Raw genomic sequence first — 12,208 nt, 5'->3', positions numbered from 1 at the left:
CCTCCCCAGTTTCTACTCGCTATTCGAAAAGTTGCAAGCGCGGGCGGCTCAACCGCGGTCCAGCAGGGGCAGCACGCGCGACCCGAGCAGGTCAACCCCGCCGGCGTCGGTGAGGCCGTGCGGGGTGCCGAACTCCACCCGGTGCACCCCGGCGTCGATCAACCGCCGCGCCTGGGCGGCCACCTGCTCCGGGGTGCCGGAGAACGCGAACAGGTCCAGCACGTCGTCCGGGATGAGGTCGCCGGCGCCGGGCTGGTCGCCCTCGGCCACCCGGCGCCGCACCTCGGTGAGCAGGTCGGGCGGCACGGTCACCGTCGGATCCAGGTGGGCCACCTCGCCCAGGTAGAGCGCGACCTCGGTGCGCGCCCGTGCCCGCGCGAGCTTCTCGTCCTCGTCGACCACGGTCACCGCGCCGACCACGATGCCCACGTCGTCGGAGCGCCGCCCCACCTCGGCCGCGCCGACCGCGATCCGGGAGCGCAGCACGCCGACCATCTCCGGGTTCGCGGTGCCGCCGATCTTCAGCTCGTCGGCGACCCGGCCGGCCAGCGCCGCCATCCTCGGCCCCCAGGCACCGATCAGCACCGGCACCCTCGGGCGGTGCACCGGGCAGCGCAGCCGGGTGCCGGCCGCCATCGGGAACCGCTCGCCGGCCAGTTCGCGGTCGTCGCCGGCCAGCAGTGCGCCGATCAGCGCGATGGCCTCGCCCAGTGCCCGGACCGGACGGGGCCGCCGGATGCCGACCGCGTCCAGCCAGGCGCCCTGGGCCAGTCCGAGGTAGGCCCGGCCGGCCGAGGCGAGGTCCAGGGCGGCCAGCTGGCCGGCGATCTCGTAGGGGTGCACCGAGAACGGGTTCCAGCAGGCCGCGCCGAGCCGGACCCGCTCGGTCACCGCCGCCATCTCCAGCAGCGGCACGATCGGCGGCTGGAACATGAAGTCGCCGAACACACTCAGTACGTCGAACCCGTGCCCCTCGGCGAGCGCGGCGAGCGCGGCGTAGTCGCCGGGGCGCTTGTCCCCCTGCAGCCCGAGCCCGATCTCCACCCGGCCCCGGTCGGCTCGGCTCAAGTCGGCTCGGCTCAAGTCGGCTCGGCCCCCGTCAGCTCGGCCCAGCTCAGCCCCGCTCATGTCAGATCGTCGGTGTTGAGCCGGCACCGCCCGGTCCGCTCCACCCGCATGATGAGCCGCTCCTCCGGGTCCGGGCAGCACACCAGGGAGTCCCGCTCCAGCCAGTCGCCCGCCGGCAGCTGGCGCTGTTTGGCCGGCAGTAGCGGCAGCACCGATGCCAGCGCGTAGACGCAGAACGGCCGGCCTTCGGGCAGCGTCAGCTGGGAGCTGTTGACCAGCTCGAAGTAGTCGCCGACCCGCATTCCGCAGACCGAGCGCCCCTCGATCCGGTCCACCGTGACCCGCAGGTTGTACAGCTCGGTCACCGCGTCAGGCTCCACCCGCGCCACCTCTCCCGCTGGCCGGGTCCAGCTCACGGGCAGGTCGGGCGGCCGGTGCCAGGCCGACCGCGATCGCCGCGTCCCCGGGCCGGGGCGTGAGCAGGCTGACCCCGATCACCACCACCAGGTTGATCCCCATTGCGATGAGCCCCGGCTCCCACTGCGGCAGGTGGTCCGACCAGTAGTTCTTGGCGAACGGAGCGAGCAGCGCGGCGAACCCGACCACGATGCCGGCCACCACCCCGATCGCCGTGGTCCGCCGCCACCGGAAGGCCAGGAACACACTCGGCGCGAGCATCCCGATCGCGGAGTAGGCGTAGAGCAGGATGTCCACCAGGGACTGGCTGTTGCCGATGGTCAGCCAGACCGCCACCCCGGCGAACACCGCCATCGAGAGCCGCGTGGCCAGCATCGAGCCCCGGTCGGTCAGCTGGCCCGTGAACGGCCCGAGCACGTTGCGGGTGAAGATCGAGCCCGAGGTGAGCAGCAGGGTGGCGCCCGGTGCCAGTGCCAGCAGGAACCCGGTGCCGGCGACCAGCCCGATCACCCACGCCGGGTACTTGTCGGCGACGAACTGCAGCAGCGCGCCGTTGGAGTTGCCGCCGGTCGGCTTCGTACCGGCCAGCAGCGCGGCGAACCCCAGCAGGATGATGAAGAAGTAGGCCAGCGAGTACAGCGGCTGCCAGATCGCGTTGCGCCGGATCGCGGTGCCCGAGCGGGCCGCGTAGGAGACCTGGAACAGGTGCGGGAACACCCAGTTGCCCAGTGCCACGTTCAGCGCCGAGGTCATCAGCCACACCGAGGTGGTCGGCGAGGTCGGATCCAGGCCGGGGAACCTGCCGATCCCCGGGTGCGCGGTCTCGACCAGCCGGAACACGTCCAGCACCGAGGCCGCACCGACCTTGCCGGCCACCGTGACCGAGAGCAGCACCACGATCACGAGCATCAGGATGTCCTTGACCGCCGCCGAGAAGGCCGCCGACCGCAGCCCCGCGAACAGCACGAACGCCACCATCAGCACCGCGCCGACGACCACGGCCGTGCCGGCGGACACCGCATTGCCCATGGTCAGCTGCACGATCAGGCTGAGGCTGACCAGCTGGATCTGCACGTAGACCACCAGTGCGGCGATCCCCACCAGGCCGGTCACCACGCCCAGCCAGTCCGCGTCGAACCGGGCCGCGAAGAAGTCCGGCTGGGTGATCAGGCCGTGTGACCGGCCGGCCCGCCAGACCTTGGGCATCAGCCAGTAGCCGATGGCGTAGCTCAGGGAGACCGAGGTGAACGCCAGGTAGGCCGGCGCCCCGAGCGCGTACGCGTAGCCGGCGATGCCGAGTACCGCGAACGTCGTGTAGACCTCGCCGGCGTTGAGGAACCAGAACAGCACCGTGCCGAACCGGCGGCCGCCGACCGCCCAGTCGACCAGGTTCGTCCCGGCACCGGTGCGCCGACCGAAGGCCATCGCCCCCGCCATCGTGCCCAGCACGATGACCAGTACCAGCGCGATGATCATCGTTCCGGACCCCGGTCGGGCCGCGACCCGGCGGTGTGCCCGGCCGGCTCGGTGGCCGCCAGGAACTCGGCCTCCTCCCGCTCGACGCCGGCCCGGCGGTCCAGCCGGAACACAACGCCGACCACGATCGAGGTGGCCACGATGCCGAGCAGCTGCCAGCACATCGGGAACGGGATGTGCAGCGGTGCGAAGCTGACGTCGTTGACCACCGGCACCAGGCCCACCTGCCAGATGAACGGCAGCACGAGCAGCCAACGGTGGTTCAGCGACCGACGGGCGGGCGGCGGGGCAGGCGGTGGCGGGGTGACCATGGCGACTCCGGGCTGTGGCAGCGAGGTGCGGCAGGAATCTGTGCAGTGTGACTGCACTAACTCGCAGCACCGTACGGCCGGTTCTGGAGCCGGTCAAGACGGCACCGGGCAAGAACTCCCAGTTCAATGCACAATTTACCCACGAAACGGTCGTGGGTGATTGCTGTCAGCGTGCGGCAGGTCGTACATTTTGGGTCGGATGTTGTGCAGTGCACCTGCATGAGGAGATCATGATCGGCGACCAGCTGCGTCTGCTGCGCACCCGGCGGGGCCTGAGCCTGCGCGCCCTGGCGGCCGAGGCCGGGGTGTCCGCGACCCTGCTGAGCCAGATCGAACGCGGGGTCACCGAGCCGAGCCTGGCCACGCTGCGCCGGTTGGCCGGAGTGTTCGGGGAGTCGCTCGCCAGCCTGTTCGAGAACCCGGCGGCGCCGGCGCTGTGGATCAGCCGGCCGGGCGAGCGGTCCCTGCTGCTCGGGCCGAAGGGCCAGATCGGCTACGAGCGGCTGACCCCCGGCAACGGCCAGCTCGAGGTCCTGCGCGGGGTGCTGGAACCGGGCGAGGCGACCAGCGAGGAACCGTGGAGCCACGCCTCGCTGGAGTGCGTGTTCGTCGTCGCCGGCACGCTGACCGCCGAGGTCGACGGGGTGCCGCACGCGGTGGCGGCCGGCGAGGCCGTGACCTTCGACTCCCGCCAGCCGCACCGCTACCGCAACACCTCCGCCGACCCCGTCGAGTTCATCCTCTCGGTCACCCCGCCGATCCCCTGACCAGCGCTGACTCCCCCAGTGCGGTGGCTCTAGCTCCAGCTGGCGCCGGCCGGTTCCTTGATCGTCGTGTTGATCCGGTTGAAGAAGTTGGTGGTGGCGATCATGAGGATGATGGCCGCGAGGCCCTTCTCGTCGAAGTGGTCGGCCGCCTCGTCCCAGATCGCGTCGGTGACGGCCTCGGGCCGGTCGGCCAGCCGGGTGGCGGCCTCGGTGAGGGCCAGTGCGGCTCGCTCCGCGTCGGTGAACAGGTCGGTCTCCCGCCAGGCCACCACCCGCAGCAGCCGATAGTCGGTCTCGCCGGCCTTGCGCGCGCTCTGCACACCCGCGTCGACGCAGGCGCAGCAGCCATTGATCTGGCTCGCCCGTAGGTGCACCAGCTCCAGCGTCGTCGCCGGCACCCCACCCTGGTGCATGGCCTTGTACAGCTGCTGGATGCCGGTCATGGCGTCCGGGAGGACCATTGCCGGGTTCTTCATCCGTGCCTTCATGAGCTGCTCTCCCACTTCTGGCGCCGTACTCCGGCCGCCGTCTCGGTCCGTCGCAGCTCTGACGGATCCGGGCCGGAGAATGTGACCGAGGGCCGGCGCGATCGGGGCGGCGCTAGGCGATACGCGGCCTGGCGCGGTCGCCCAGAGCATCGTTGATGCGGGTCCGGCTGGAGGGATGGATGGGCAGCCCGTCCAGTTCGGCGACGTCCAGCCAGCGGGCGGTCGCGGCCTCGCTCAGCTGCCCGCTGCCCGGCCGGGCGTGGAAGCACACCGAGAGCTCCTGGCGGACGGTGCCGTCCTCGTCGGCCGTCACGTGGTGCGGGCTGGTGTAGATGCCGACCAGTCCGATGATCTCCACCTGGATGCCGGTTTCCTCGGCGACCGTGCGGATCGCCGCGTCGGCGATCGCCTCACCGGCCACCATGACACCGCCCGGCAGCGCCCACGGCCCGTCCTGGGCCGGCTGGACCAGCAGGATCCGGTCGTCGGAGTCCCGGATCGAGGCGGTGACCGCCGGGACGAGACTGTTCGCCTTCGGCGCGTTCGGATCGTTGTAGTACTCCACGCGAGCCATCGACCCAGCATGGGCCCCGTCGCGGTCGGTGTCAGTTCGTGGCCTCGAGCGCTAACCGAGCCGTGCGGCGCCGGCGGCGGCAGCTGGCGGATCGTGCACGAGCACAACTCGACGCCGTTCTACCTGGACGGGTCGCTGCGCGCCGCCCTGGACCTGCGGCCGTAACCACCGGCCGCGGCGAGCAGGCCGGTCAGCAGCAGCGCCGAGGCGCCGGCCAGCGCCCGGTGCTGGCGGGCGACCCGGCGCCGCACCCGGGCGTACGGCGTGGTGGAGAACGACACCAGCTCGTAGCGGGACACGTACAGCCCGGGCAGTGCGCGCTCCAGCGCGTGTTCGACCCGGCGCCCGAGCTGGAACAGCGGGGAGGACACCCTGTCCCGCATCTCCACGAAGTTGGCCAGCGCCATCCCGGCGATCGCCTCGGTGTTGTCCCGGCGGCGGCGCTCGAACAGCGGCAGCGTGGCGCTCCACCGGCCGTCGGTGTCGGTCAGGCAGCGGTCCAGCTCGACGACGTCCTCGAACGCGCAGTTGGCGCCCTGGCCGTAGAACGGCACGATCGCATGGGCGGCGTCGCCGAGCAGCCCGACGCGGCCGCCGGTGTGCCAGCTGCTGGTGTGCACGGCGCCGAGCGTTCCGACCGGGTTGAGCCGGTAGTCCTCGACCAGGGTCGGTGCCAGCGCCGGAACGTCCGGGTAGTGGGTGCCGAAGTGCTGCTCGATCGCGGCCGGGTCGCCGAGTGCGGCGAAGCTGCCGGGACCCTCGGTCGGCCAGAACAGCGTGCAGGTGAAGGAACGGTCCGGGTTGGGCAGCGCGATCATCATCGAGGTGCCGCGCGGCCAGATGTGCAGCGCGCCGGGGTCCAGCGCGAACTGCCCGGCCCGGGGCGGGATGGTGAGCTCCTTGTAGCCGTAATCCAGGAAGTCCACCCGCTCCTCGATCAGGCCGCGCTCGCGCAGCGCCCGGCGCACCGCCGAACCCGCCCCGTCGGCGCCCAGGATCACCTCGGCGGTGGTCCGCACCGGGCCGTCCGGGGTGTCGTGGGTCAGCTCGCCGGTGTCCGGGTCCAGCGCAGTCAGCCGGTGCCCGAAACGCAGGCGGACGCCGGGCGCGGCCTGCGCGGCGTCCAGCAGGGCGTTGTTCAGCGCGCCCCGGCTGATCGAGTTGATCGCCCGGTCCCCGGCCACGCTGTAGGACTGGAAGTCCAGCTCCCTGGCCACCGGGTGGATCATCCGGCCGCGCATCGGCAGCGCGTCGGCCAGCACCTGCTCGGCAAGCCCGATCCGGCGCAGCGCGTCCAGGCCCCGCTCGGACAGCGCGAGGTTGATCGACCGGCCGCGTTCCGCGCCGGCGGTGCGGGGGTCCGGGCGGCGTTCGTACACGGTGACCTGATGGCCGCGCCGGGCCAGGAAGCAGGCCAGCAGGCACCCGGCCAGGCCGCCGCCGACCACCGCAACCTCGGCACTGTCCCCCGTCACGGTGCTCACAGTCCGGTGCTCACAGCTCGGCGCTCACAGCTCGGCGCTCACAGCTCGGCCGCCAGCGCCTCGACAGCCCGCCAGCAGTCGTGGTGGGTGGAGTACAGCGGCACCGGGGCGAGGCGCACCACGTCCGGTTGCCGGGCGTCGGCGACCACGCCGTGCCGCCGGCTGAGCCGCTCGACCAGGTCCTCGGCGCTGCACCCGCGCAGCTGCACCGACAGCTGGCAGCCACGCCGGTCCGGGTCCGCCGGGGTGAGCACGGTGAACGCCCCGTCCGGGACCGCGGTGGCCAGCAGCCGCGCCAGGTACCCGGTGAGCCGCAGGCTGCGTTCCCGCAGCGCCGCCATGCCGACCTGGTCGAACAGCTCCAGCGAGGTCCGCACCGGGCCCATCGCGAAGATCGGCGGGTTGGACACCTGCCAGGCGTCGGCGGTCGCGGGTGGCCGGGACACCGGTGCCATCTCGAACCGGGTGCCCGCCTCGGTGCTCCACCAGCCCTCGAACCGGGGCAGGTCGTCCCGCGCGCCGAGGTGCCGCTCGTGCACGAACGCGCCGGCCACCGCTCCCGGGCCGGCGTTGAGGTACTTGTAGGTGCACCAGGCCGCGAAGTCGACGTCCCAGTCGTGCAGCCGCAGCGGAACGTTGCCGACGGCGTGCGCGAGGTCCCAGCCGACGACGGCGCCGGCGGCGTGCCCGGCCTCGGTGATCGCCGGGATGTCCATCAGCTCGCCGGTCAGGTAGTTCACCCCGCCGAGCAGTACCAGGGCCACCGTGTCGCCCTCGGCGGCCAGGTAGTCCAGCACGTCGCCGGGGTCCAGCCGGACCACCGCCCGGTCCGGGTCGAGGCCGTGGAAGCGCGCCTGGGACCGGACCGCGTAGCTGTCGGAGGGGAACGCGGAGTCCTCGATGACGATCCGGTCGCGCCGGCCGTCGGGGCGGTAGAACGACACCATCAGCAGGTGCAGGTTGACCGTCAGCGAGTTCATCATCACGGTCTCCGCCGGCACCGCGCCGACCAGCCGGGCAGCCGGCCCGGTGAGCGACTCGTGGTACGGCAGCCAGGGCCGTTCGGCGTCCAGGTGGCCCTCCACGCCGAGCCGCGCCCAGGCGTCGACGTCGGCGAGCAGCTGCTCGCGGGTCGCTCTCGGTTGCAGGCCGAGGGAGTTGCCGGCCAGGTAGGCCGTGTCGGGATAGCGTCCGCCGACCGCCGGCGGTATGTGGAACAGCTCGCGGTGCCCGGGGTCGGCCCGGTCGAGGTGGTGCGCCTCGGCCTCGGTACCGGTCAGTGCGACGGTCACGTTCTGTCTTTCCGCGAGGGTCACATCAGTGTCCGGGCCGACCAGAGCTCGGGGAACACGACCCGGTCCATCGCGCGGCGCAGCCAGCCGAGGCCGTCGGTGCCACCGGAGCCGACCTTGGCGCCCATCGCCCGCTGCACCGCCTTGAGGTGCTGGTAACGCCAGTCGCCGAAGGTCTCGGCCACCTCGCCGAGCGCTTCCCCGAGCAGCCGGAGATGGTTGTCCGGGCCGGTGTCGCGGTAGATCTCCGCCCAGGCCGCCTCGACCGCCGGATCCGGCTCGTGATCACTGGTGAAATCCCTGGCACCGACCTCGCAGTCCACCGCCGCATCCGGGATCGGGTAGCCGCGGCGGGCCAGCAGGGCGATCACCTCGTCCCACAGGCTCGGAGCGCGCAGCTCGGCGGCCAGCTCGCCGTACACCGAGGGCTGCTGCCGGAACGGCCGGATCAGCGAGGCCATCTTCAGCCCGAGCGCGAACTCCATCCGGCGGTACATCGCGGACTGGAACCCGGAGCCCTCACCGAGGAGGTCGCGGAACCGGTTGAAGTCGGCGGGCGTCATCCAGCGCAGTGCCCGCCAGCTCGCGTTCAGCCCTTCCAGGTCCAGGGCGGCCCGGCGCAGCGGGGCCAGCGCACCCCACACTGCGTCGTCGCGGTCCTCGCGCAGCAGCCGCTGGGCCTCCCGCAGCTCGAACTGGACCATGCCGAAGTACAGCTCCATCACCTGGCTGATCACCAGGAAGGAGCGCTCCCCCGGGTCGTCGCTGACGGTGCGCTGCAGGCTGTGCAGGGTGCTGGCGCGCACATAGGCGTCGTAGGGCACCCGACCGCCGAACTCGAGCGTCGGCTCACCGTCGTTGACCGCCGCCCGCTCGGCGCGCTCGCGTTCGGTGACCGGTCGCAGGTTCGTGGTCCTCATCTACAACATGGTGGCCGGTCCGGGCCGCGGACGGAATTCCGCATCAACGGTACTTTCGCCTGGTGACCCCCGCAGTCAGAGTTAGATCGGGGAGCGGGGTTTCCGAACGGAAGGTGGCCATGGATGACCGCCATGGATGACATGGACTGGTTGCTCCTGAGCGAGCTGCAGACCGACGCGCGGCTCTCGTTCAGTGAGCTGTCCCGCCGGGTGCACCTGTCTCCGCCGGCGGTCGCCGAGCGGGTCCGCCGGCTCGAGGAAGCCGGGGTGATCACCGGGTATCACGCCCAGGTCAACCTGGCCAAGGTCGGCTGGACGGTCGCCGCGCTGATCAGGATGTCGTGCTACGGCCCGCGCTGCGTGCTCCGGGACCCCTCGGTCGGCGAGTGGCCGGAGGTCCGTGGGATCGACCGGATCACCGGGGACGCCTGCAGCATGCTGCGGGTGGTGGCCGGCTCGATGGACGGGTTCGAGGCGGTGATCGACCGATTGGCCGCGTTCGGGCAGCCGGCCAGCACGATGGTGCTGTCCAGCCCTGTCGAGTGGTGCCCGGTGCTGCCCGCCGGCTGACCGCCGCCGGTGGCCGGCCGCCGGGTTGACCGCCGCGCGTGGCCGGCCGCCCGGTTGACCGCCGCCCGGTTGACCGCCGCCCGGTCGACCGCCGCGCGTGGCCGGCCGCCGCGCGTGGCCGGCCGCATGGCTGGCCGCCGCCCCGAGCTCGCCGCCCACCTGCGCCCGGCGGCTCACCTGGCGGCCGGCACCGCCGGCCAGCTGGGCACCGTCGGCCAGCTGGGCACCGCCGGCCAGCTGGGCACCGCCGGCCGGCTGGGCGCCGCCGCCGCCCCGAGCTCGCCGCCCACCTGCGCCCGGCGGCTCACCTGGCGGCCGGCTGTTACGGAGCTGCACAGCAGGCAGGTTTTTGGCGCTTGCAACCTGCCTCCTGTGCAGCTCGGTAACGGCGAGCACCGCCGGCAGCGCGCACCGCCGGCCGGCTGGGCACCGCCGGTCGGCGGGCGCCGCGGGTCGGCGGGCGCCCCCGGCTCTACTGGCCGGCGACGGCGCGCTGGGTCTGCGGGGGCTCGGCGCGGGCGAGCAGGGTGGACAGGCCGCCCCGGGTGGCGACCACGACGATCCGGTCCCCGCCGGCGAGCGGGTGCGTGGCCGGCGGCGGCAGCTCGAGCTGGTCGCTGCCGTGGCGCTGCAGGGCGAACACCCTGGCCAGACCTTCGACGTTGATCTGTTCGAGCCGCTGGCCGGCGAGCGGACTGCCGCCGGCCACCGGTACCTCGGCGATCAGCAGCACCCGGCGGCCGACCGGGATGGTGGCCAGTACGTCGTGGTGCATCATCGCCGCCGCGAACGCCGGCGCGGCCAGGAACGACACGCTGCGGGAGATCTGGATGCTGAAGCTGCGCTGCACCCGCTCGGCGAGGTCGTCGTCGAACAGCCGCAGCACGATGCGCAGGTCAGGCCGCATGGCGCGGCCGTGCAGCGCGGACTCCAGGTTGGTCACATCGTTGTTGGTGACCGCCACCAGCGCCCGGCTGGACTCGACGTAGGCCTCGCGCAGGGTGTCCTCGCGGCTGGCGTCGCCGATCACCACCGGCAGGCCGAGGTGCCGCGCCTTGGCCACGCCCCGCGAGCTCTCGTCGCGCTCGACGCCGATCACCGCGACACCGAGGTCGTGCAGCTGCTCGATCACCCGCGATCCCACGTTCCCGAGCCCGACCACCACGACGTGCCCGGAGACCGGACGCGGCCGCCCGAGGGCCACGGCCAGCCGGGAGCCCACGAGCGCGTCCACCACCGCCGCCGTCACCACCGGGATGAACGCGATGCCGACGATGGTGATCATCGACTGGATGATCTTCTCCGCGATGCTCAACTCACGGTCCGGCTGGGCGGCGCCGGCGGCATCGAGCACGGTCAGGTACACCGCGTCCGGCCAGGAGTAGCCGGCCACGTCGGCGAACAGCGCGGTACCGAGGCCGAGCAGCACGCACAGCCCGAGCGCGGCGATCGCGAGCTTGCGGCTGGCCACCGCCCGCACTCGCGGCCACAGCACGGTCCGCCACAGGGTGCGCGGGCGCAACCGGGCGCGGCGGGACATCTCGCGCTGGCTCGGCGCCGCCGCCCCCTCGGCCAGCGCGAGCACCAGGTCGGCCCGCTCGTCCGCCGGCAGCCGCTTCGGCGAGCCGGAGCCGCTGGTGTCGGCCAGTCCGCAGACCACCCGGGCCGGCGGCACGTCCGCGCGCCGGGCCACATACGCGGTACGGCCGGGCCGCCCAGGCAGCCGGGCGTGGTTCGGCGCCACCTCGCCGAGCGCGGCCGCGACGAACGAGGGCGCGGCGGTGGCCGAGTCGGACAACACCGCGGAACCCGGGAACAGCTCGCGGATCCGGTAGCCGAGGCTCATGTTGAAGAACCTGATCACCAGGCGGATGTCCGGGTTGACCTCCTGGGCGCGCAGCGCGGCGTGGATGTTGCCGACGTCGTCCTGGTCGACGAGCGCGAGCGCCCTGGCGTGCTCCAGACCGGCCGCCTGGAACGCCTCGGGGCCCAGCTCGGCCGCCTCGACCAGCCGGACCCCGGGCAGCGCGCCGATCCGGGGTGCGTGGTTGCGGGTGCTGGACCTGACGATCACGGTCAACCGCCCGACGCCCTGGTCGACCAGCTCGGCGGCCAACCGGTGTGCCAGCGGGTTGTCCCCACAGATCACCATGTGCCGCCCGGTGCGGCTCGCCTCATCCACCACTCGCGTCAGCCTAGATGGCCGCCGTGTCTCGCAGTGCCGAACGGGTCACGGAAAGTCACCTCGAATCCCGCGAGTGTCGGATCCACCCATCCAGCCATCCACCCATCCAGCCGAGCAGGGAGTCCGCCTGATGTCCGGGACCGAGAGCCCCCCGCTGGACGTGTTGGACCAGGGACAGCCGCTGCGCTTCCGGGTGGACGACCTGATGCGCTACCACGGTCCGCTCGCACCGGGCGGCGTCGCGCACGGCTTCACCGCGATGGCCCGCGCCTTCCCGCTGATCTCGCCCGGGGAACCGCCGGAGCGCCGGGAGATCCGGCTGTCCACGGCGTTCCCCGGCCCGGGCGCGCGGGACGCGTTCGAGCTGGTCACCCGGGCTGTCACCGAGGGTCGGTACCTGGTCGACCGCGGGTTGGAGCGGGCCGACCGGGGACACATCCTGGAGCGGTACGTGTTCCGGTTCGACTACCGCGGCAACACGGTGACCCTGGTGCTGCGCGACGGCTACGTCACCGAGGAGTTCATCGCGCTGTCCCGCACCGATCCCCGCTCCGCCGAACAGGAGCGCCACCTCTGCGTGCTCAAACGGGAGATGGCCGACCGGCTGCTCGGCGCCCCGGTCGACCAGGTCTACCAGGTCTACCAGCCAGCCTGAC

At 72.7% G+C, this 12,208-nt stretch carries 14 protein-coding genes; 3 read left to right on the top strand and 11 right to left on the bottom strand.

The annotated features are described in order from the left end of the window. Window positions 1–48: 48 nt before the first annotated feature. From ACTXG6_RS27215 to ACTXG6_RS27200, 4 genes are read right to left on the bottom strand one after another with little or no spacing between them, the layout of a single operon-like run. Window positions 49–1,068, bottom strand: coding sequence for an LLM class flavin-dependent oxidoreductase (locus ACTXG6_RS27215; protein ID WP_445182227.1), 1,020 nt, complete (start codon window positions 1,066–1,068; stop codon window positions 49–51). A gap of 56 nt (window positions 1,069–1,124) precedes the next feature. Beyond that, the gene (locus ACTXG6_RS27210) at window positions 1,125–1,448 is read right to left on the bottom strand and encodes a TIGR04076 family protein (protein ID WP_445182226.1); all 324 of its coding nucleotides are present in this window, start codon (window positions 1,446–1,448) and stop codon (window positions 1,125–1,127) included. Beyond that, entirely contained in the window at window positions 1,438–2,961 is a 1,524-nt protein-coding gene (locus ACTXG6_RS27205; RefSeq protein ID WP_445182225.1) for a sodium:solute symporter family protein, read from the bottom strand. The genes ACTXG6_RS27210 and ACTXG6_RS27205 overlap by 11 nt, the downstream gene beginning before the upstream one ends. Continuing rightward, window positions 2,958–3,272: a DUF3311 domain-containing protein gene (locus ACTXG6_RS27200; protein ID WP_445182224.1), complete on the bottom strand. Its 315-nt coding sequence runs from the start codon at window positions 3,270–3,272 to the stop codon at window positions 2,958–2,960. The genes ACTXG6_RS27205 and ACTXG6_RS27200 overlap by 4 nt, the downstream gene beginning before the upstream one ends. Before the next feature lie 209 nt (window positions 3,273–3,481). Between ACTXG6_RS27200 and ACTXG6_RS27195 the strand changes: the two genes are divergently transcribed. Then, window positions 3,482–4,039: a helix-turn-helix domain-containing protein gene (locus ACTXG6_RS27195; protein WP_445182223.1), complete on the top strand. Its 558-nt coding sequence runs from the start codon at window positions 3,482–3,484 to the stop codon at window positions 4,037–4,039. Window positions 4,040–4,068: 29 nt separating this feature from the next. Here ACTXG6_RS27195 and ACTXG6_RS27190 read toward each other — a convergent pair whose 3' ends face one another. The 5 genes from ACTXG6_RS27190 to ACTXG6_RS27170 all read right to left on the bottom strand — a co-directional run bounded on the left by ACTXG6_RS27190 (window position 4,069) and on the right by ACTXG6_RS27170 (window position 8,797). After that, window positions 4,069–4,527: a carboxymuconolactone decarboxylase family protein gene (locus tag ACTXG6_RS27190; protein WP_445182222.1), complete on the bottom strand. Its 459-nt coding sequence runs from the start codon at window positions 4,525–4,527 to the stop codon at window positions 4,069–4,071. Window positions 4,528–4,639: 112 nt separating this feature from the next. After that, complete coding sequence (locus ACTXG6_RS27185; protein ID WP_445182221.1) at window positions 4,640–5,101, bottom strand: NUDIX hydrolase; 462 nt, start codon at window positions 5,099–5,101, stop codon at window positions 4,640–4,642. Window positions 5,102–5,220: 119 nt separating this feature from the next. Further along, window positions 5,221–6,585: an FAD-dependent oxidoreductase gene (locus ACTXG6_RS27180; protein ID WP_445182220.1), complete on the bottom strand. Its 1,365-nt coding sequence runs from the start codon at window positions 6,583–6,585 to the stop codon at window positions 5,221–5,223. A 38-nt stretch (window positions 6,586–6,623) separates the two neighbouring features. Then, the gene (gene kynU, locus ACTXG6_RS27175; RefSeq protein WP_445182219.1) at window positions 6,624–7,877 is read right to left on the bottom strand and encodes a kynureninase; all 1,254 of its coding nucleotides are present in this window, start codon (window positions 7,875–7,877) and stop codon (window positions 6,624–6,626) included. A gap of 20 nt (window positions 7,878–7,897) precedes the next feature. Continuing rightward, on the bottom strand, window positions 7,898–8,797 hold the full coding sequence (locus ACTXG6_RS27170; RefSeq protein WP_445182218.1) for a tryptophan 2,3-dioxygenase: 900 nt from the start codon (window positions 8,795–8,797) through the stop codon (window positions 7,898–7,900). A gap of 123 nt (window positions 8,798–8,920) precedes the next feature. On the opposite strand from ACTXG6_RS27170, the gene ACTXG6_RS27165 reads away from it, so the two are divergent. After that, the gene (locus ACTXG6_RS27165; RefSeq protein WP_445182217.1) at window positions 8,921–9,367 is read left to right on the top strand and encodes an Lrp/AsnC family transcriptional regulator; all 447 of its coding nucleotides are present in this window, start codon (window positions 8,921–8,923) and stop codon (window positions 9,365–9,367) included. A gap of 173 nt (window positions 9,368–9,540) precedes the next feature. Here the strand turns inward: ACTXG6_RS27165 and ACTXG6_RS27160 are convergent, their stop codons facing one another. Together ACTXG6_RS27160 and ACTXG6_RS27155 are read right to left on the bottom strand one after the other, a co-directional pair. Beyond that, entirely contained in the window at window positions 9,541–9,729 is a 189-nt protein-coding gene (locus ACTXG6_RS27160; RefSeq protein ID WP_445182216.1) for a hypothetical protein, read from the bottom strand. Between the two features lie 110 nt (window positions 9,730–9,839). Further along, the gene (locus ACTXG6_RS27155) at window positions 9,840–11,552 is read right to left on the bottom strand and encodes an NAD-binding protein (RefSeq protein WP_445182215.1); all 1,713 of its coding nucleotides are present in this window, start codon (window positions 11,550–11,552) and stop codon (window positions 9,840–9,842) included. A gap of 130 nt (window positions 11,553–11,682) precedes the next feature. On the opposite strand from ACTXG6_RS27155, the gene ACTXG6_RS27150 reads away from it, so the two are divergent. Continuing rightward, window positions 11,683–12,207 carry a hypothetical protein gene (locus ACTXG6_RS27150; protein WP_445182214.1) on the top strand — a complete coding sequence of 175 codons (525 nt, stop codon included), beginning with the start codon at window positions 11,683–11,685 and terminating at the stop codon, window positions 12,205–12,207. The last annotated feature ends 1 nt before the right edge of the window (window position 12,208 follow it).

The sequence above is a fragment of the Pseudonocardia sp. Cha107L01 genome (assembly GCF_052566575.1).
This window is presented reverse-complemented; position numbering and strand designations above follow the sequence as displayed.